This is a genomic window from Paenibacillus sp. S29 (genome assembly GCF_049319765.1).
In the GTDB taxonomy this organism is placed as follows: domain Bacteria; phylum Bacillota; class Bacilli; order Paenibacillales; family Paenibacillaceae; genus Paenibacillus; species Paenibacillus polymyxa_B.
In genome coordinates, this window is the sequence record NZ_JBMOUI010000016.1 from 82,542 (window position 1) to 103,798 (window position 21,257).

The 21,257-nt window shown below is 39.7% G+C and carries 18 protein-coding genes and 1 pseudogene; 6 read left to right on the forward strand and 13 right to left on the reverse strand.

Annotated elements, in window-relative coordinates; translation table 11 throughout:
* Positions 1-7: 7 nt before the first annotated feature.
* The 4 genes from ACL9RM_RS22750 to ACL9RM_RS22765 are packed head-to-tail and all read left to right on the forward strand — an operon-like array spanning position 8 to position 3,613.
* Positions 8-907, forward strand: a complete 900-nt coding sequence (locus tag ACL9RM_RS22750; protein ID WP_209940421.1) for an acetaldehyde dehydrogenase (acetylating) — start codon at positions 8-10, stop codon at positions 905-907.
* Positions 904-1,932, forward strand: coding sequence for a 4-hydroxy-2-oxovalerate aldolase (gene dmpG, locus ACL9RM_RS22755; RefSeq protein WP_209940422.1), 1,029 nt, complete (start codon positions 904-906; stop codon positions 1,930-1,932). Before ACL9RM_RS22750 ends, dmpG begins: the two co-directional genes overlap by 4 nt.
* Positions 1,932-3,119, forward strand: coding sequence for an aminotransferase class I/II-fold pyridoxal phosphate-dependent enzyme (locus tag ACL9RM_RS22760; protein WP_209943531.1), 1,188 nt, complete (start codon positions 1,932-1,934; stop codon positions 3,117-3,119). The genes dmpG and ACL9RM_RS22760 overlap by 1 nt, the downstream gene beginning before the upstream one ends.
* A gap of 44 nt (positions 3,120-3,163) precedes the next feature.
* Positions 3,164-3,613: a GNAT family N-acetyltransferase gene (locus ACL9RM_RS22765; RefSeq protein ID WP_336077679.1), complete on the forward strand. Its 450-nt coding sequence runs from the start codon at positions 3,164-3,166 to the stop codon at positions 3,611-3,613.
* A 753-nt stretch (positions 3,614-4,366) separates the two neighbouring features.
* On the opposite strand, the gene ACL9RM_RS22770 is transcribed toward ACL9RM_RS22765, so the two are convergent.
* The 10 genes and pseudogenes from ACL9RM_RS22770 to ACL9RM_RS22815 form a co-directional block, all read right to left on the reverse strand.
* Positions 4,367-5,020 (reverse strand): hypothetical protein, encoded by a 654-nt coding sequence (locus tag ACL9RM_RS22770; protein WP_209940424.1) that lies wholly within the window; start codon positions 5,018-5,020, stop codon positions 4,367-4,369.
* Positions 5,021-5,031: 11 nt separating this feature from the next.
* Positions 5,032-5,169 (reverse strand): hypothetical protein, encoded by a 138-nt coding sequence (locus tag ACL9RM_RS22775; RefSeq protein ID WP_209940425.1) that lies wholly within the window; start codon positions 5,167-5,169, stop codon positions 5,032-5,034.
* A 186-nt stretch (positions 5,170-5,355) separates the two neighbouring features.
* Positions 5,356-6,774, reverse strand: coding sequence for a restriction endonuclease (locus ACL9RM_RS22780; protein WP_209940426.1), 1,419 nt, complete (start codon positions 6,772-6,774; stop codon positions 5,356-5,358).
* 366 nt (positions 6,775-7,140) lie between these two features.
* Positions 7,141-9,939, reverse strand: a complete 2,799-nt coding sequence (locus ACL9RM_RS22785) for a TrlF family AAA-like ATPase (protein ID WP_209940427.1) — start codon at positions 9,937-9,939, stop codon at positions 7,141-7,143.
* A gap of 969 nt (positions 9,940-10,908) precedes the next feature.
* Positions 10,909-11,760: an SEC-C domain-containing protein gene (locus tag ACL9RM_RS22790; protein WP_414126566.1), complete on the reverse strand. Its 852-nt coding sequence runs from the start codon at positions 11,758-11,760 to the stop codon at positions 10,909-10,911.
* Positions 11,757-12,092 (reverse strand): hypothetical protein, encoded by a 336-nt coding sequence (locus ACL9RM_RS22795; protein WP_209940429.1) that lies wholly within the window; start codon positions 12,090-12,092, stop codon positions 11,757-11,759. Before ACL9RM_RS22795 ends, ACL9RM_RS22790 begins: the two co-directional genes overlap by 4 nt.
* 405 nt (positions 12,093-12,497) lie before the next feature.
* The gene (locus ACL9RM_RS22800) at positions 12,498-12,776 is read right to left on the reverse strand and encodes a hypothetical protein (protein ID WP_422759396.1); all 279 of its coding nucleotides are present in this window, start codon (positions 12,774-12,776) and stop codon (positions 12,498-12,500) included.
* A 333-nt stretch (positions 12,777-13,109) separates the two neighbouring features.
* On the reverse strand, positions 13,110-13,403 hold the full coding sequence (locus tag ACL9RM_RS22805; protein WP_209940431.1) for a hypothetical protein: 294 nt from the start codon (positions 13,401-13,403) through the stop codon (positions 13,110-13,112).
* A gap of 631 nt (positions 13,404-14,034) precedes the next feature.
* Positions 14,035-14,823, reverse strand: a complete 789-nt coding sequence (locus ACL9RM_RS22810) for a TrmH family RNA methyltransferase (protein WP_250260448.1) — start codon at positions 14,821-14,823, stop codon at positions 14,035-14,037.
* A 76-nt stretch (positions 14,824-14,899) separates the two neighbouring features.
* A pseudogene (locus ACL9RM_RS22815) lies at positions 14,900-15,565 on the reverse strand (potassium channel family protein); the annotation flags it as partial.
* A gap of 160 nt (positions 15,566-15,725) precedes the next feature.
* Here ACL9RM_RS22815 and ACL9RM_RS22820 point away from each other — a divergent pair.
* Positions 15,726-15,959: a small acid-soluble spore protein SspI gene (locus tag ACL9RM_RS22820; RefSeq protein WP_016819939.1), complete on the forward strand. Its 234-nt coding sequence runs from the start codon at positions 15,726-15,728 to the stop codon at positions 15,957-15,959.
* 151 nt (positions 15,960-16,110) lie between these two features.
* Here the strand turns inward: ACL9RM_RS22820 and ACL9RM_RS22825 are convergent, their stop codons facing one another.
* From ACL9RM_RS22825 to ACL9RM_RS22835, 3 genes are all read right to left on the reverse strand, one after another.
* Positions 16,111-17,691 carry a peptide chain release factor 3 gene (locus ACL9RM_RS22825; protein ID WP_013311888.1) on the reverse strand — a complete coding sequence of 527 codons (1,581 nt, stop codon included), beginning with the start codon at positions 17,689-17,691 and terminating at the stop codon, positions 16,111-16,113.
* A gap of 308 nt (positions 17,692-17,999) precedes the next feature.
* Positions 18,000-19,556 carry a glucose-6-phosphate dehydrogenase gene (zwf, locus tag ACL9RM_RS22830; RefSeq protein WP_235308389.1) on the reverse strand — a complete coding sequence of 519 codons (1,557 nt, stop codon included), beginning with the start codon at positions 19,554-19,556 and terminating at the stop codon, positions 18,000-18,002.
* Positions 19,557-19,743: 187 nt separating this feature from the next.
* The gene (locus tag ACL9RM_RS22835) at positions 19,744-20,508 is read right to left on the reverse strand and encodes a YwmB family TATA-box binding protein (protein ID WP_250260447.1); all 765 of its coding nucleotides are present in this window, start codon (positions 20,506-20,508) and stop codon (positions 19,744-19,746) included.
* Between the two features lie 246 nt (positions 20,509-20,754).
* Between ACL9RM_RS22835 and ACL9RM_RS22840 the strand changes: the two genes are divergently transcribed.
* Positions 20,755-21,219 carry a hypothetical protein gene (locus ACL9RM_RS22840; RefSeq protein WP_250260446.1) on the forward strand — a complete coding sequence of 155 codons (465 nt, stop codon included), beginning with the start codon at positions 20,755-20,757 and terminating at the stop codon, positions 21,217-21,219.
* The last annotated feature ends 38 nt before the right edge of the window (positions 21,220-21,257 follow it).

Sequence of the window (21,257 nt, forward strand, 5' to 3'; positions counted from 1 at the left end):
GAAACTTATGCTAACTACATTTCCAAAATTAAAATGTGCAATAATTGGTAGTGGGAAAATAGGTACAGATCTACTTAGGAAAATTATAAAGTCGCCATATCTTGAATGCAGTGTCTTTATAGGCAGAAACCCAGAATCCGATGGTCTCAGAACCGCTCAAGAGATTGGTATAAAAACCTCCCATAGGGGGATTCAGGAGATTATTGAGAATCCTTCTTCTTGTAACCTGGTGTTTGATGCAAGCTCGGCAGAAAACCATTTCAAGCATGCCCCGATTTTAAAAGCCCTTAATAAAAAAATAATTGATATTACTCCGTCAAATCTCGGGTTTCCTTGTATTCCTGCCCTAAACACTGCTGAAAGTCTTCTACATAATAATGTGGGACTGATTACGTGTGGGGGACAAGTGTCGATTCCCTTGGCTTATGCAATCAGCGAAACCCACAAAAATACTCAATATATAGAAGTAGTTACAACTATTTCTTCTTTAAGTGCAGGTAATGCTACTCGTTCAAATTTAGATGAATATATCGAAACGACAGAACAGGCGTTAAAATATTTTACGGGCTGCACTAAAGTCAAAGCTATTCTAATTCTTAATCCGGCTTCTCCTGCGATTAATATGCAAACTACAGTTTTTGCTAAAGTTAAAGATTACCATTTGGACAAACTTAATCAGGAAGTCCAAACTATGGTAGCCAAAATCCAAGAGTACGCAAGTGGATACCGTATCATATCTCCTCCTGTAATTGATAATGAGCGAATAGTATTGATGGCCTCGGTTCAAGGTTCGGGAGATTTTCTCCCTTCCTATTCCGGCAATCTAGATATTATTAATTGTGCGGCAATCAAAATAGCTGAAGAATATGTACTCAATTCTTATAGAAGCGAGGTGGTTGGTCAATGAATGTTACTGTCTATGATCCCACATTACGCGACGGCTCACATGCTAACAGTCATCGGTTTAACCCATTTCAAATTGAAGAATACTGCAAAGCTGCAAATTCTATTGGTATTCCTGTAGTTGAAGTAGGGCATGGCTGTGGTATTGGGGCCTCTTCTTTACAATTAGGAGAATCATTAACTTCTGATTATGAAATGCTGACAGCAGCACGCGCTATGCTAACTACTTCTAAACTAGCAGTGCATGTCATACCTGGATTTGCAACTATTCATAAAGATTTGGAACCAGCATTCGAAGCAGGCGTTGATATTTTTCGAATCGCTTCACATTGTACCGAAGCAAATGTTACTCAGAAACATATTGAATTTGTAAGAAAGAGAAATTCCGAAGTTTACGGAGTGCTGATGATGAGCCATATGGCTCAACCGGAAAGACTACTTCAGGAAGCGCATAAGATGGAGTCTTACGGAGCGTATGGGATTGTTCTAATGGATTCAGCGGGTGCTCTGTTACCGGATGAAGTGAAGCAAAGAATTTCACTGCTTTCCTCCCAGCTAAACATTCCTGTTGGCTTTCATGCCCATAACAATCTTGGTTTGGCCATCGCTAACTCTCTTGCAGCAATTGAATCAGGAGCTTCAATCATAGATGGAACACTTCTAGGATATGGTGCTGGTGCAGGCAACACCCAAATAGAGTTATTAGTTATGCTACTGGATAAAATGAAATACACTACAGGTATTAACAGCAATCTGTTGATTGAACGCATTCCCGAATTGCGTAAAATCCTAGAAATTGAGCACCCGCTGATTGCCCCAAATGCTATAATGTGTGGAATTTCCGGTGTCGTATCCACATTCTTAAAACCAATTGAAAGAGCTGCCGAAGAGTATCACGTTAATCCGCTAGAGCTTTTCCTGGAACTTGGCAAAAGGAAAGTCGTCGCTGGTCAGGAAGATACAATTATTGAGGTTGCTCTTCAATTGCAGAGTGCGCCGCTAATTATCAAGGATAAGGTATTACAGTGATGAGGACCAAAAGTGAATTCAAAATAGTACCTTCCAATGCATTCGAAAGACTACCCGTCCATTTTTTTCAGCAGATTATACGAAATGCCACGACTATGAAAGAAAGTGGCGCGGATATAATTAATCTGAGTACGGGAAATCATGACCTCCCAACGCCTACACATATTGTGAGAAAACTCCAGGAAGAAGCTGAATTGAGTGAAAATCATCGGTATCCGCCCTTTGAAGGCTATTTCTTTTTGAAACAAGCTGTTGCAAAACGATATTGGGAAGATTACAAAGTTCATTTAGATCCAGAAAATGAAATAGCAGTGATCCCCGGAGGGAAAACCGGGATCATAGAACTCTGTCAGTGCCTGCTAAATCAAGGAGATGCATGCATAGTTCCAGATCCAGGATATACTGACTATTGGTCAGGAATTGATCTAACAGGTGGAGAAATGATTTCATTGCCACTAGATAAAAATTCAAATTATTTGCCGAATTTAGATCTTATTTCATACGAGCAAGCAAGGCGAAGTAAACTAATGTTTGTGAATTATCCGAATAATCCGACAGGAGCTGTAGCAACTTCAGAATTCTACGACAGGTTGATAGAATTTGCACTCTATCATAATATCGTGATTGCCAGTGATTTTGCCTATGGTCCCATTGTCTTCGACGGACTGAAGCCTGAGAGTTTTCTTAAGCATCCCCGTGCCAAGAAAGTAGGAGTTGAAATATATACACTCTCTAAAATATACAATATGGCTGGCTGGAGAATAGGATTTATAATAGGAAACTCCAAAATTATAAACATGATAAATAAATTTCAGAACCACCAATATTGTGGAATTTTTGGACCTATTCAAAAAGCAGCTTGTGAGGCACTGCTCGGCTCACAAGATTGTGTAAAAGATTTAGTATCCCTTTATCAAACAAGAAGAGATGTATTTTATAATGCTCTTCATAGCATCAATTGTGAAGCAATCCCTTCAAAAGGGTCTTTTTTTTGCTGGATCCCTACACCTAAAGGATTCTCTTCTATGCATTTTAGTGAGATATTGCTAAACCAAGCTCATGTGGTAACTGTTCCGGGTTCTGGTTTTGGCAATTCGGGTGAGGGTTTTGTTCGATTCAGTCTTGTGAGCTCGGACAAACTTCTTGAAGAAGCCGTTCACCGTATTGATAAGCTACACTTATATTAATTGCCTTTTTTTCTTAAGTTAAAATGCTACAAGGAGGTATAGTGATGCTAAAAGTTATTGAAATCAAAATCATACACTGTTTAGTCGCTTCAGAAATTCTACCTTTGGTAAAATCAAGTGAATTAGAGGGTTTTTCCTATTTAAGACGGTTAACTGAAGAATACAAACATAACATTAACCGTTTTGATAAAAAAGGCGAACTACTAATCGGTGCATATCATTCAGAAAAGTTGATTGGCATATGTGGGTTGAATCAAGATCCTTTCCTAAATGATAAGTATGTATCGCGTTTACGCAGAGTTTATGTATCACCTGTTTACAGACGCCATGGAGTTGGCCGTAAGTTAGTGGAGTATATTATCACCCACGCCAGACAATATTTTAAAATACTGGTCTTAAGAACATTAACAAATGAAGGAAGAGCTTTTTATCATTCATTAGGCTTTATCTTTGATCCGCAAACAGAACATTACACGCATAAATTACCTCTATAAAAAATATGAATACTTGGTATATACACACCAAAGCAAGCAAAGTGGGAAACAGGTAACCTTCCCCTGTTGTTCTCTTTTCTTTATATACAAGTGCAGCCTGTCAATATCTATCGTTCTGATGAAGGTATGAGTATATAACCATACAAAGATATGTCTGTTCCAAGTCTGGAGTATATTATTGACAAATTACTTTAAATATTTCGATGTGTCATGCCATATTTCTGGTTTCAATACAATTTCAACTGCCCCCCGTCTAGTAGACAGTATAAATAATAAGAGATATTTAAGCGACCTTGGTCCTGAATTCCACGGACTGAGGCCGTTTGGTTTGGCCTGTAATCGTTCGTTATTGTAAAAATGGATGTACTCCGTTGGAGTTCTTCAAAGGTTCGGTAACTATGCAGGTAGTACTTCTCACATTTCAATATCCCCCAGAAGGACTCCATCGGCCCGTTATCAATACAACAGCTCACTCGGGACATGCCTTGTTCCAGCCTCGATTCGTCTAACCTCTCCTTAAATTTCAAAGAAGTATACTGATATCCACGGTCGCCGTGAGCAGTGGACGCCCCTTCGGTTCGGATTGCATGGCAAGCTCCAATGTCTCAAAAACCCAGCGAATTATTATTGGAATGGCATAGAACATAGGAAACAACCGAAATTACCAATTGCGTGTGCTGGACTCACTGATAATGATCCGCCAGAACTCATTACAACATGCTCCAATATAATTGGGTAATAAATATGCTGTTTTTACGATATTCGTATCTTCATTAACTTCGCTAAAAAAACTTCGAAGTTCGAATCAAACGCCCCCAAGTTAAACAGTTTTAGTTTCTTCTTGAGAATATCAAAAGTAGCGATATCAATAAGTTGATCATGTGAAGGATTAATCTCATAAGGAATGGCGCGTTCTTGATTCGTTACATACAGTACAGGTACACCAATAGAGTTATACCGACCATGTGAAGGCTTGCCTAGCAGAGCTATCCACAACTCCTCAACTGTGTAAGCCTTACTGGAGTCCACTGCTCTTGTTCTACCTCTAAATAGCTTTACTTCTGAAGCTTTTAATATGTCGTACTCTCCAGCATCGTAATGTTTTTTTAGAACATTGTATATGGCTGCTCCTGTCTTATTCTTAAACGCCAGCATTGGTTGCTTTCTGAGGACATCCCGAAATTTCAACAAATCTTTTTCAGAGATACTTTCTTCATATTTCTCCGCAAATTCCGAGAAAGCTTCTATCTCAAAACCAAGCATGCTTTCAACCTCTTGATTAGTGTACACATCATCCTGCTCATCAAAAATACTGGCATCCGGATTATTTCCATCCCTCGCATGTCTTCCATACCCACACTTACACTTAATCAGTTTAACGAAAACTAGAACTAAAACATCAGGCACGCCAGAATCCCTTAAATATGTCGATCTGCGATCCCAAACTTCTCCATGAGTCTACGATACGTCCAACCTTCTTCGATATGGAGTCGTATAGCCTCTACCTTGGTTTCAAACGTATACTCATTAAACTTTGTTCCTTTTTTCGCTGGCATAAAAAATGCACCCCCTAGATTTCATCGGATAAACTAGGGGTTTATTCCAATGTCTATTCTAAGGGGTGCACTTCACTCAGTGAGCGGGTTTTTTAAATGGAGGCGAGGGGAGTCGAACCCCTGTCCGAAGATAACGAAACATAAGCTTCTACGGGTGTAGTCGCAGTTTTGATGTCACCCGAGTAACTAATGAATATCAGATTGTTCATTCTGAAACTTTTCAATTGCATCGCTAAGTTCATCGAAGTATTCCATAAGTTTTATCCTTGTAGCGAATTTGTTTTTCATATAACTAGGGTGGATCATAATAACAAAATCATATACTGCATCTGGATCTTCATTTTCATCCATATCAGGTAGATAAACAAATCTTTTTGATATTTTAAAATGCATCATTATAGATATTGGTAATCCGCGCATCAAACGATCAAGCTTCTTTTCATTGTCTATTACACAAATTATTTCTGCTGAAAAAAGATGCTCGAATGAAATATCGCGTTCAAAAGATATTTCAGTCCAATCATTAACTTGATTGAACAATTCGATTGCCTCAACACTACTATTAATCGATCTAATTACGCTAACAAAATCTAATTTCGACAAGGTGTTCACCAACCTTTCGAAAGATTCACTCACTGATTTCTCTTGTTTTTCCCCTTCCAGTTCCCACCCTTCCAGCTCGTATAAACTGTGATAGTTTATCTGCTCCTTCCGCTCAAATCCCCAAGAAAAACTACCTAAGAAGGGTTGATAATAATCATAGTGATCAGCATCGAAATGATCACTATTTTCTGAATACGAGTATAGATGCACATCGAAAGAGTAACTTTGCCCATCCTCCAGAACATACCCATGACGAAGTATCTCCTTAATAGATCCGTGTAAAAAATATGGAATTTCACCAGAGGGATAGAGATAATCAATATACCAAGTATAGTTCCCATTTTTATCATCGAAATGTACTGCTCTAGGTCGAATCATATGTTTATTAGGTAAAGGAAGGTGTTCAATTTCGTTTATACGTGCAGTGATACTTTCTAGGTGGGGTTCAGCAGATGAACCTATTCGATTCGACAAGTGAATATAATATCCTTTATAGTTAACCACCCATCGATTCGGGTTTTCGGTCGCATATATCTTCCACCCATCATTAGCAGATATAGGGAAAAACCTCTGAGCTATTTTCCATGAACTTGGAGTAGACAGCATTCTTTCAATTGCAACACTATCTAAATATATTGCTGATAAGTTGTTATTTTTGTTTTGAGTAATAGCTTCAAGTCTATTAACCACAGTAGAAGAAGGATACGTAGAACACACTAGTAAATATCCTGTTGCATCATGTTGATAACATGAGTCAATTATATCATCGAGATCATTCTTTTGTACTGCTCGATCCCCGTGTGCAAAATGCTTACATTGAACAAGCCAACGCTTTTCAATAGATAATAACTGACTTTTTGGAGTTTCAATACATATTAAGTCTTTACCTCCATCAGGTCCTTTTCCACTCCAATATACTTTCATGCCCATACTAAATAGAAGTTCTCTGACTAGAAGTTCAAAATCGTTTCCATTTACACCAAGCTCTTTAAAATCCAGCATCTCTTTTCCCCATCCTCTAAGTGTTCTAAACCCAACACCACAACATAACGACTTCCATTTGAATATCATCTAAATAAAAAGTGGACTCTTCTCCTCAGATCAATTAAAAAGTCTGTATTTGTAGCCGTCTTAGATCAGACCATTAATTAACCAAAACTTTTCATCAATTTAAAATCCTTTTACAACCAAAAATTCCAGTAACATTCAATGTATCTCACTGCACTTCAAATAAACTAAAAGAGAGCACTTAACAAGGTCTCTCTCAAACTCCGGGAGAGTCATTTCGTGCTGTTTCCTAAAAAAATAGTAAAAATCACCAATCAAGGATATGAGCACTTTCTGACCTTGACTGGCTCTGTATAACATCTATATATTTCTTGAAAATCCATATTTACTCTCACGTTGTTTGAACGCTTCTTCCCCACCCTCAAGCAAACTAGCAACTTCTTTTCGAATAGTTGCATTTTCAATTGATCCCGCTCGATATCGAATCTTATTGTCTAGAAAATCAGCAATTATTATTTGTTCTGCATCAGAATTAACAACTAAATTAGCATTATGAGTCGCAATAATAATTTGCCGTTTTTCTTTTGCTTTTCGGAAAGTAGACAGTAGTTCTTCTGATATAAATCTATTGTCTAAATTATCCTCAGGTTGGTCCAATATTATCGGGTAATCACCATCAGCTAAATATAACTTCAATATAACTGCACCCTTCTGACCCACACTAAGTTTGAATAGTTCCACACCATTGAAGTATACCTTTGTATCTAATTGACAGTAATCACTAGTGAGCCATTTCAAGTAATCGAAAAGAGATTTGTTTTTTCTCAAAAAATTCAATACTGAGTTATCTGTCCTTAATGCAAATGTTATATTTTTTTCTAAAAAATCAATTACAGTAGTACTGCACTGGTCTATGAAATCATCTGCGAGTTTCCTTTTGTCAAATAAATCATCTGCAAGTTCCTGAAATCGCAGTTTATCAAAACGAACCTCTGCTTTAAAGTCGATATTTTGAAGTATATCTTTTTCCAAAGATTTATATATTTCTATAATACGATCATATGAGTTTTTCTGACTTTTGTAGTGTAACAACAAGCCCTCGTATTTATCATTTAAGTCCTTTACCTTTATCCCGAATTCAAGTTGTTTTTTTTCCATCTCAGAGATTCTCTCAGTAATTTCTTGCATATTCTTTTCTATGCTGTCTTTTTCTCTTAGTAAACTCGCTTGTTCATTTTGTTTACCAGTAAATTTCTTAATATCATCAGAGTATTTTTCACGCTGTTCTTCTGAATCTTGTTTCCTTATTGTTGCATACGCTTTGTTTTTATTAATTACCGTAATGATATCGTTGAAATCCACATGAGGTACTGTCTCCATAACTAGCTGAGTATTATTTTGATTAAGACTATCAACTTTAGCATTTGTTGTAATTTGAAACTCATCAAGTTCTTTAATTAAATTTTCACAGCCACTAATAAATTCCTTTGATTTTTCATACTGCATTTCCAATTCTCTCACCTTTTCAGTGGCTTTGAGAGCGGCTTCTTCTTCTTCTTGAGTTAATGTTCCATTGAAAGCAAGCAATCTTAACTCTCTGTCTTTTTGCTCACCTTTTTTGATTTCAAGTTGTCGAATCAGTCCTTCTAAAACTTCGGGTGATGTTTCTGTTATTAAAGTATCAATTTCACCTATAAGGGTTGATATCTCTCGATTAGTTTGAATTATTTTTTCATCTCTTTCCAAATAAGAACGGTATTCACTATCCTCTCTCTTTGAAAGATGGCTGAAAATTAATTGCTGGATATCTTTATGCAGAGCTTTAGTATTACCTGCAACCTCTTCAATTTTCCCTTGTGGTAGATAACGAATTTGCCCATTTGCAAAAAAATTTTCTTCGGAGATTTTCTTTGAGAAAAAACTTTGATTATCTAGATATTCAAGTGATACTTCTAAACCTGGACATTCCTTTTCAATTCTTTGCACAAACGAATTTTGGTCTTCATTACTACTAATAGTAGGTTTCCCCTTCAAATCGTAATGACGACTTCTATCGTACTCTTTATAACAGTTTGCAATCAGATCAAGTACCGCAGTCTTACCCGAACCCTTCCCACCAATAACTGCCACTAAATTTTTATTGAATTCGAGCTCGACACTCTGGAAGGATAACTCTTGATTAATATCTGTAGAGTTCAATTTTATTTTTTTCAATGAGTAAATATTTTTTTTACTATCTGGTTCATCTTTTTGTATTTTCACTCTAGTATCTGGCTCAAATAGTAACTGCCGTAAACCAGCAAAGGTTGGTTCACCTTTTATCCAACAAAACCTATCTAAATCTGGCTTAAATAATTTATTAAAATCATGAGCATCTGAACCATGTAAGCAAGCCTTTACCCCCCCATATTTCCTAATAACTTCTTCCTTGGAATCAACTCCACGGCCAAGAAAGTACTTTTGGTCATTGTCATTTCCTGAAAAAATAAAATCAACACTTCGATACAATTCTTGCCTAGTAGAGGCTATAGCATTATCTTTAAGTCCTGAGATACCATCAGAGGAGCTATTGCTTGCAACGATGAAAACTTTGTCCTTATACCGTTGGTCTGTCTCTATCAAGTTTCTCAAATCGGTCATATTGACTTTAAATTGTTTAACCCCCTCTTTATAGCTTTCTACATCACTCTGAAGTTCAGGTTTGTATTTTATTCCCAATTCAATTAAATCATTTTTATTGCACTTATATTTACTTCCACCATATTCATATTTCAATTCTTCCAAGAATCGTTTAATGTCCTGTACCACAAGTTCATTAGAAAAAATGCAGTGGACATTTATTGCTTTGTTCTTATCTGTAATAGGAACAATGCGAAATTCAACATTAGCTAGTATCAGATCAATATTTCTTAAACGACCTTCGCTTTTATAAGCCAGCATCCTTTCATAACCGTCAACCGAGCAATAGTCAGTAATACCTATAACAGAGATTGTGGCATCTGCTGACTCTAGTTTGTCTATGTACTTCTCCCAAATTTGCTCTTTATAATGTGCAGACTCTTCCTTGTTATCAAAACTATATTGCATATTAAGAACTGATTCAGGAGTATGGACATGTAAGTCCCATCTCCTCCATGTTGATCCGACTGATTGATTCATGCTATGCATCCCTTTCGTATCTCGAATCACAATTGACGTATTCTTAAGAATTCTAACAACTGCACTTTTTAAACACTTTTCAACAAAATATTTCCACATAACTAGACAAAATACCTTCTTTTCTCACAATGAATTAGAACTGAAAAACTATTGACTTTTCATAAAAAAGTTTAAACACACGCTAAATTGAATCTTTTTGGACTTTATAATTGTACGCACAAGAAAAACACCGAGGAGTCGCATACCTACTTCTTTATAACTTTTTCTAATTCATCTTCTTCATCAGACACTGAAGGGAATGCGTGGAAATCTTCCTATTGAAATATGTGGTGACGCATATGGAAGACCAACTACGCGACCATTACTAATAGGAAGTTAATCAGTTGTGTAAAACAGGAGTGATCTGGACAATGAAGGTTATCGAGGATCATAGATCTAATGCCTCGATCTGACAAATTGTTCTATAGCGAAGAGAAGGAATATGTTCTTTTCACTGTTATTATTTTACTAGACTTAGCAAGATGATTGAATATTCGAACAATAACCAGTCCAGCAAGATTTTACAAACGTTATATCTCCCCGAAAAAGCAAAAAACCACCTTACAAGGTGGTCCCGCTGATGCTATAAATAGAGGCTTGCCTTGGTTAATGCAATACCACATTTCATCGGGTGTGGTTAGAAGTAAAGGTACCTTTACTTCACGGCAGTCAAAAATTCGACTACTATGGTCTCCCCCTGAAAATAGACGACACATAGATTTCTACATAAAGCTAACCGTTTGATGTTGTCGGCCGAACATTGAGCGTCATATAGAGCCGGATCGAGTTGCTAGTCTTCCTCAGTTAGCCACCAGGCTGAAACTAGACAACATCACACTAAATTCAATCTTATCTCAGGGTGTACCTAAATTTCATATACGACTACAGAGTCGTCCTGTGATAGATATTACGCAAGTAATGTAAAGGAAATTAATCTTTGTACTCAATTAACTTCAACTCTCCCGGAAAATCTTTATGGAAAGTCACAATACAATGTGGCCTGAGTACTCCTACTTCACTAAGACAGCAATCTTCATACTTCTGTCCTGATTCACAAGGGCAATCACTGCTCTTATTAACATGTGCATACCTAGAGTGAGAGTGTCTTGCTTTAGTCCAATTTACATCCCAACCATGAAAAGGTGAAATAAGTCTACTAATCACATATTTAACCAGATGGTAGTCGTACTGATCTTTTGTTCTCCCGTTTTCCTGATCTGTAGTAAACACCACAGAATATTTTTGCAAAGGGTTGGTTACTAAAGAAATTCCTAACATTTCAGACTTCGTAATAATACGGTTGCATAGTTCACCATTATAGACTTCACCCACCCGATGTCCGCAAGAGTTTCTAATTGATATCGGCCTTTTACATATACTACATATCTTTATTTGTGTAACATACTCAGGACTAAAAAAAATTTTGTAAGGAAACAAGACCTGAAATTTTTCAGTATACATTTTAATATGGCTAAGTTTATACAGATTGAATTCCTTAGAAAAATGACGCTCTAACGATAAAACTATTAACTCTACTTGTTCTAGAGTCCTCCAACCTGCGTAATACTCCTGACGTTTCATCTCCCAGAAGGCAGAAATAAATGCTTCTTGTGCTTTTAAGGTAGCTTCGTAACACCATATTTCTTTAGCTAATAGTTGATCACCATTTGCTACAGCAACTCGCTTTATGTCCAATAATTCATTAAGTATCTGATTACTATCGCGAATATTATAATTACTTTCAGCATCAATCAGTTTTTTCTTGATTTGATGTAGATTCATCTTCTTGCACCTCCACATCTCCTCGAACTAGAGTCTGAACAGTTGGCATGATTTTCTCTTCGAACTCTACTGCTGGCCCTTGATATTGCAAACGAGTTGCTTTCATTTTCACTCTCAGGAAAGGCTCCCCCTATCTCCTGAGCAATTTTTAATGCAGACTGTTCCGTCTTAATGTTCTCATAATCGTATTCTTCCGGATTCAAATAATGATTTAAATAATCCATTACATACTTCAAAACAGCAGACATGTTTTCAGCATGACTTTTAAAATCAAACTCATCAAGCTTATCCTTTTTCTTCATTTTTGTTATGTATTGATCAACCGTAAGCATTATGATTCCCTCACCTTCAATTTAGTTGAAATTGTATTAAAAGACTCCCGAATCCAAAGATTCAAAGGAGTCTTGTTCTTGGATGAGGTACATGGATTCAATCGAAAAATATTGTTTACCATCTTCATATGTTGATTTCCATACAACATTATTCACTACAGATGGTTCTAAACTGAATCCCGATGATCTCCAGAATATATCCATATGCAGAAGACAAGATGCTCATACTCCCCACATATTGATTTCATTTTGAAAAAGTTAGGTTAAGTAAAGTTTAAACTTTTTCATCCTAGGACAAATAAACTTCCGAGTGTAGATTCCTTTGACCTGAACCAGTTCGTGTCTTCATATCAATTTCGATCTTATATTAAAATCAATTGTCTTTAGCTGTGACGGATGGCTCTACTACGAAACACTTTCATCCACGTCGAGCTGTTGTTCCATTTTCGCTTGGCTGATTGCTGAACGAGAATGTAAATACTTTATCTGATATTTCTGTACCTTGCTGGTAATACTGTTCACTCCGTTCTTAGCTTCAATGTCGAGGCTATATACGGTATTAAATTTGCTGGTAAGGTCCAGCTTGATGTTCGGCGGACATAATGTAATCCCTTGAACTTTGAGCAACTCAAGTGCAACGAAGAGTGGTTCAATCAATTCCGGCCCCGACATTTCCCCAAACATGTTATCCGTAATTAATAACCCAGGTGAATCATCCTCATTCTGCTCTTTTAGAAGTATACAGTCTTAGGCAGAAATTTCGCATACTGGTATTGGTAACTTTTATTGTAAATTTTTATAATAGTCCTCATATTCGAACATTATGAAGCTGTAAATTCATTATTTAGTTAGGGTTTATTCGTGAAACAAAAGAAAAATCACACAATCGATCCCAAACTGGGAACTCATCTGTGATCTTGCTTTCTTGAATATTTTCCTTTGGCTTGTCTGTTTATTTCATATAGAATCACATTTCAATTACGATGAAATGATACCACTCACTGGACTTACCATCTTTCAATCTGTTATTTTTTCAATATCCTTATGTTTTTTTGAATAATAAATCTCTGAGCACCACTTAATTTGAGGCTCTCTATTCTTCTCATAAATTTTTATTAGTTGGTTTAAAACAAAAATCTTTTGTACAATATTTTCACTGAAAAAGTTGAGCTGTCGATTATAAAAATTAATATCCTTTTGATAAGGGTGGCGATCCTTTTGGTTCCTCTCATATACATCAAGAAGCTGAATATGTAAATTATATATATCTTTATAATTAATCTTAATCTCCTCCCTTTTTATTTTCATCATCAGTATACCCGTATATCAAACGAAATAGACAATTTACATCAATATAATATTTCTCAGAAATTAATAAACAAAATGAAATAACAGATGGGTACTTTTTCATCCTAGCTTAACAAATACAATCTAAAAACAGGTTTGCTAATTATCTAAATATCCTCAAAAGCTAAAGACAAACTTTGTCTGAGTATCGACGGATGTATCTTCCAAAAAGCAGAAAGAGATTTGAATGAGGGTAACACTTTCCCAAAAATGGGTTATCATTTCACCTGCCATCCATAACGTAAAAACAGCCCCGAAATAAAGAGCTTTCATCGAGACTGTTTACTTTAGATATTAAATTGTCCTGTAGGTAAGAATGTATATAAATTTTATTATAGCCGAGCAAAGGTAATTTTCCCTTAGATAATGTTTGTCTCACTTCTTGTTATAAAAAATGGCTGTCCTTTTTCACCATAAAATAAGATAATTTAGATCAATCTTAACAGATAATTTTGATTTTACTTAGTCTTTATTCCCGTTTTCACTGGGTTTTCGGGGATATTGACTGTCTCATTTAGATGATATAAACAGTCTCATTTAGTATTATAAATTGTCTCAATTGATGTTATAACCCACATGCACCCGTGTTCTTCTCTTAGTTTCGTTGTCTCATCGCCTCAAATAATAGCACTGTAGAAGCCATCGCTGCGTTTAGTGATTCCGCTTGCCCCTGCATCGGAATGAATACCGACTCATCCACCATGCGCGCGGTAGCAGCAGAAATCCCTTGGCCTTCGTTTCCGATCACAAGCCAAGTGGAAGCGCGCAAATCTATGGTATAGCATGACAAGCTCGCATCCAGCGAGGTGCTGAGCAAGCGGGCACCTTTACTTTTGGCCTGCGGTAAAAGCTCCTCCAGGCTGCCTTCAATCACCGGCAGGTGAAACAACGATCCCATTGTGGAGCGGATCGTTTTGGGATTGTACAGGTCGGCGCAGCCATGCCCCAATATTACGCCTGCGGCTCCAGCAGCATCCGCGCTGCGGATGATGGTGCCTACATTGCCGGGGTCCTGCACCCCGTCCAGCACCATCACCAGTGCATCCGGCTGCTCCAGCAATGCCGGGAATGCACTGCGCTCCTCTTTATGCACGATGGCAAAGACCGACTGCGGCGTCTTCGTATCGGTGCATTTTGCAATGACTGCCGCTGACACGGGAACCCATTCCACCGGCTGGGCGGCTGGATCCAGGCCATTCAGCTCGGCGGGAATGCCCTTGTCCAAATCATAGGCGACGATTTCGACAGCCGCGTCCGAACGCAGCGCTTCCTGCACCAGATGAATACCTTCGACAATATATTTATGCTGCCGTGTACGATGCTTTTTCTCCAGCAGTTGCGCCCACTCTTTTACACGCGCATTATTCGGTGAAATGATTTCCATTCGTTTAACCTTCCGTTTCTTTGTCCGTTTCTAAAAATAAATGATGCATCACTTGTAATTGAACATCAAGCCTTCATTAGGCTGCAAATGCCAGCTCTAGCTTGGTCAAATCATCCTTGTGGCCCACAATGACCAGTACATCACCCGGCTCCAGACGATCTTCGGCATAAGGTGAAATGTTCATTTCCTGATTTCTGCGAATCGCCATCACATTGCAGCCAAAGCGTGCACGTATGTCTAGCTCCTTCAGGTTTTTGCCAATCATGGAATCGGCGGCTCTCATCTCCAAAATACTGTAGTCCTTGGACAGCTCGATATAATCCAAAATGTTGGGAGATGTCAAATGATGGGCTACCCGTAACCCCATATCCCGTTCAGGATAAACGACTTTATCCGCACCTATTTTTTGCAGCACTTTCCCATGCAGTTCATTTTGTGCCTTGACCACAAGAGCGGGTACGCCCATGTCCTTGAGAATCAATGTCGTCAGAATACTGGCCTGTATATCTTCACCAATCGCAACTACGATTACGTCAAAATTACGGATACCCAGCGCTCGCAGCGCTTCCTCATCCGTCGAGTCGGCAGACACCGCATGCGTCACAATATTCGACATTTCCTGTGTACGCTGCTCGTCCGAGTCAATAGCCAGCACATCAAAACCCATCTCACTCAGCGCACTGGCAACACTGGAACCAAAACGGCCCATACCAATGACCGCATACTGTTTTTTTGCCATTCCTTCTTTACCTCCCGATCACCATACTGTCCGTCATAGTATAGCATATCATGCTACAAACATAAATTTTGACATACTTATGCCAAATGCTTCTCCATGTATACTGGACAACAGCCCAAGCCATAATACATTCGACCACTACTACAACATACGGGAGGTACACATGCCCATTACAATGGATTTACGACAAGCAATTGTTCACAAAGTACACGGCAAATCAGAAGCTGATCTTACGGACATGATTATTGGGTCAGTGGACGGACCGGAGGCCGCTTTGCCTGGGTTGGGTGTCATTCTTGAAATTGCTTGGAAGCATATGAGTCCAAACCAGCAGCACGATTTCGTCCATTTGGCACATGAACAAATCGATAAAATCAAACCCGTACCCTTAACCTAGCTCTAGCTATTTAACATTTGGTTCCGATTTAATTGTGCTCATTATTTTACCCGTATTCGAAAATGAGAATAGTCCACTCGCATTAACATCGAGTGGACTATTCGTTGTATACACTAAATGACTGAGATCAAACTGTTCTGCTTATTCAATCTTATGGAGCCATTTCTAAGAACTTAGCTGTCGGATTTTTCTCCATAGCCGTACGCATCGCATACTCGTTTTCGAACAAGGCGACATAATTGCCCTTCTTATCCTTTACCAGTGTAGAGTTAATACGGAACTTGCTCGGATCAATCTGATCATCCACAATCCAACGTGCAAATTGGAATGGCATACGCTGAAGCTGTACATCAACTCCATATTCACCCTTCATGCGGTACTCAAATACTTCAAATTGCAGTTGGCCGACAACACCCAATAACGTATCGTCAAAGCTTACCGTACGGAACACCTGAATCATACCTTCCTCGGTCAACTGATCAATACCCTTCAGATACTGTTTGTGCTTTAAGGCATTTTTCACCGTTACCTTGGCAAAAATCTCAGGCGAGAAGGTCGGCAATTCATCAAACACAACCTCGCTACCTTGGCTGAGTGAATCACCAATACGGAAAATACCCGGGTCAAATAATCCTATAATATCGCCAGGAAAAGCCTCCTCGACAATATCACGGTCCTGTGCCAGGAACTGCTGTGGCTGGGACAGCTTAATTTCCTTGCCCATCCGTACATGCTTAACACTCATCCCGCGTTGAAACTTACCGGAGACAATACGCAAAAATGCAATACGGTCACGGTGAGCCGGGTTCATGTTTGCTTGAATTTTAAATACATAGCCGGTAAACTTTTCGTTTGTTGGCTCAATTTCCCCAGCTGTACTACGGCGCGGCTCCGGTTTAGGAGCAAGCTGAAGGAAGTTTTCCAAAAATGTTTGTACACCAAAATTATTAATCGCACTGCCGAAGAATACAGGTGTTAATTCTCCGCGCTGTACTTTCTCCATGTCAAAAGGGTCACCCGCGACGTCAAGCAACTCCAAGTCTTGGCATAATTGGTCATGCAAATATTCGCCCGCCATCTCACGAATGATCGGATCATTGTAATCTTCCACTTTCTGTACTTTGATCGTGGAATGATCATCTCCCTGAAACAGCTCGACCTGATTTTTGACACGGTCATAGACACCGCACAGCTCGCGTCCTGTACCAATCGGCCAATTCATAGGCACCGAACGGATGCCAAGCACCTGCTCCAGCTCTTCCATCAAATCAAAAGGACTGCGTCCCTCACGATCCAGTTTGTTAATGAAGGTGAAAATCGGAATTCCACGCTTCGCACAAACTTGAAACAGCTTAATCGTTTGCGCTTCCACACCTTTCGCTACGTCAATCAGCATGACTGCACTATCTGCTGCTGTTAATGTACGATACGTGTCTTCACTGAAATCCTGGTGACCTGGGGTGTCCAGAATGTTGATGCGGTGACCATTATAATCAAATTGCATTACTGAGGATGTTACAGAGATCCCCCGCTGTTTTTCAATCTCCATCCAGTCACTCGTAGCGTGTTTGCTTGCTTTACGCGCTTTAACTGAACCCGCAAGACGAATCGCGCCCCCGAACAGCAGCAGCTTTTCCGTCAGTGTCGTTTTACCCGCATCCGGGTGAGAAATAATCGCAAACGTACGCCGTTTGTCGACTTCCTGTTGAAGTATATCTGTTGTTTTACTCATTTCACATATCCCTTCATGATCAAATCCATTGCATTACTGCTCAAGCTATCCATAAAAAGGCCATGATGCACGCCTGTTTTCATAAGTTCATCGGCTCTATCGGCTATATTGCCGTTAGCTCCAGTATTCGGCGTACTCCGTTACCATATTCATTATAAATACGATCTATTTACATGTTTTAGCCTGCCTTTAACTTATAATCAGTTGCAAACTGAAAACCTGAGACTAAGCTATTATAGCACACTCCGAACGCAAAGCATCCCCTTACGTCCTGAACAGGACATAGGGGGATGCAGGACAAATCGGGATTACTGAACGCCGCCTACTCGCCAGATGACATTATCTTCATCCTGACCGCTAACCGGCCACCACTTGAAGCCATCCTGCTCCAATAGCTTGTGAGCACCTTCCGGTCCCCATGAACCTGCAGCATAGGTTTCCAGCGTATCCGGGGTCTGCTGCCATGCTTTGGCGATTCGATCGACGAATCCCCATGCCGTGGCAACCTCATCCCAACGCGTGAAGTACGTCGAATCACCCTCAATTGCATCCATCAGCAACCGTTCATAAGCCTCCGGTGAGTTGATACCCACCATACAGCTTTGGCAAAAATCCATAGCCAGTGGCTCAATATCTGATTCCGAACCGGGTTTCTTGGCATTGATTTTAATGTAAATGCCCTCCATTGGATTGACCCTAATCACGAGCAAGTTCGGTTCCAGCTTATGCTTTTGACCGAGGTACACGTTCGTTGGCATGCTCTTAAATTCCACAACAATCTCCGTTGTTTTTACAGGGAGACGTTTGCCTGTACGAATATAGAACGGTACGCCAGCCCAACGGAAATTATCAACAAACACGCGTGAAGCAAAATAAGTCTCTGTGTTCGACTGTGGATCAACCTTGTCTTCTTGGCGATACCCCGGCAACTGCTGACCGCGATAACTGCCATCGGTGTATTGACCACGCACCACATTGGTTTTCACATCCTCAGACGTTTCAAAAGGGCGCAGCGAACGCAGCACTTTTACCTTTTCATCACGGATATCCTCAGGCAACAAACGACTAGGTGGCTCCATCGCAATCATCGTTAGCATTTGCAGCATATGGTTCTGTCCCATATCCCGCAAGGCGCCGGAATGATCGTAGTAACCTCCGCGTTCCTCCACCCCTACCGTTTCACTAAGCGTAATTTGCACATTGGCAATATGCTTATTATTCCACAGTGGTTCAAAGAAGGCATTCGCGAAGCGGATCACCTCAATATTTTGTACCATTTCCTTGCCAAGATAGTGATCAATCCGATAAATTTCTTCTTCGGCAAATACTTCTCGTATTTCAACGTTCAATTCTTGTGCAGATTCGAGGTTATAACCGAATGGCTTCTCAATCACCAAGCGATTCCAGCCCTTGCCATCCATCATGCCGCCATCTTTCAAACTCTTCGACACGCTTCCAAATAACTCAGGAGCCAAGGCCAAATAAAACAACCGATTTCCCGGTATGTTAAACTTGCTTTCTATAGACTCCGTCTGCTGTCTCAGCTCATGGAACCCTTCGACATTGTTGATATCCAGCGATTTATATTCAAAATGCTCGGCAAATGCCTGCCATTCTTGATCATTTTCTGCTTTGTAGCGACTAAACTCCTGTATGGAGGCATACAGGTCATTACGGAATTCTTCCTCTGTGCGAGGACGCCTTGCTACACCAATAACGGCAAAATCGTCAGCAAGCTTGCCTTCGCGGTACAAGCTGTAAATAGCAGGAAAAAGCTTGCGACGAGCCAAATCGCCCGTAGCGCCAAAAATAAACAGAACTGCGCCTTGCGTCACAACAGATTCTTTAACAGGTATGTCAGCCATGAAGTACCTCATTCTTCCCATGTCAAGATTCCGCAATCCACAATCCCCGAAATCTGCATGTAGTATTGTGTATATTTATACAAGATCATACTTGATTTTCGAAAAACATGGAACTAAAGATTTGTTGATATTTTATCATATCCTACATGGATAAGCTATCCGATGAATCATAAATTTACCTTATAAGTCAGTATTCAATCGTGATAAGCGGGAAACCGAGTGTTATACGTGTATCCTGCTGCTCCCTATCTTCATGTACAGCCATCTGCATCTGGACCTGATGCTCACCGCTTTGAACCATTAACGGCAGCTCTGGAGCTTCATAGGATATAGCCACAGTAGTCGCATCCGTATATCTTTCTTTGGCCTGCATGGAGATGTTCCCTGCTAAGCTCGCCTCTGTCAGTTTCAACAGTTGATCTTTGGATTCCTTTGTATGCAGCAAACGCTGAAGGGCCGTGTTCCACTGTGCTTGAATTCCCATAGACTTTAATTGCTCAGCACAAAGCTTATGAAGCTGAATCAACCGCTCACGTCCTGCATCATTGCTCTCCAGTTGAACAACTACATACCATTGTCCAGTTTGACGTTCCATCACATTTAAGCGGATTCTTAGATCCTCACTATCACGAACAGAACGATAAACCGTGTGTCCATTTTCTACGAGTTTGTTTACTGTGGGTATATTCAGCTGATCAGCTATCTGTGCCGCCACATCTGCTGGCTCTTCATGGTTAGAAATCCAATCTCCTTGCCACTTCACAACCAGCTTATCCAACGTACCCGGGGTCTGATCCGAGATGATTAACAATGAGCGTAAAGCCGTTTCTGCCTCGCGGGAGTCATTTCGGTTTGTCTGAAGGGTTCCGTAACGCCAGCCAGCTAGTACCAGCACCGTTCCTAATACCAAAATTGCAATAATCCCCTTTTTAATCAGCTCTGCTTTTAACATTATCGTTCCCCCCGCTCCACAACCATCCGATTCCCACACCTACGCTCTAGATACTTTCTTTTCGGCTGGATTGAAATCTATGAATCTATCAATAGCATTCCCATTGTCAGAGGTTTTATACACACAGCACTACGGCAAAGCCCTTCTAAAATATTCAACTGACTACTGGGTGTTCGACCATACATCGTAGGCACCGTAAGAATAGACTATGATCACAATGCATCTTACACCAAAAGAGGTGAAATCATGTTTCCGATTTATCCTGTAAATGAAGCCAATGTGGCACCTCATGGTGGACGTCTGGTCTGTGCCGTTATGCGTGATGGTACACGACACATCGGCATCTTAAGTGGGTGTAGCAAAGGCAAGCTGATGTTGAACGGATATCCACCTTCTTTTCCTGGCAGTCTCTATGCCGGGAGCTACAGTAACAAAGGAAAACAAACCCCAAAAAAGATTTCCTCTACAAAGAAAAAAAAGAATCCTAAAAACAAAGCTCGTACCTCGGCCAAACTAAATGCCTTAATTAAGCCGCCCAACGCACCACTGAGCCCCTCCGTTCCTTATGACGCAGGCGGATTTGCTGGAAATGGCTATAGTAATTATGGAAATGGCAGAACAGGCTATCGTAGTGGGTACGGCGGATATGGATATGGGGCAGGGCTTGCATTAGATCTGGCTTTAATCGCCTTTTTATTCCTTCTGATCTAAACACCTTGTTATGGAACACAAAAAAACCGGAGGACTAT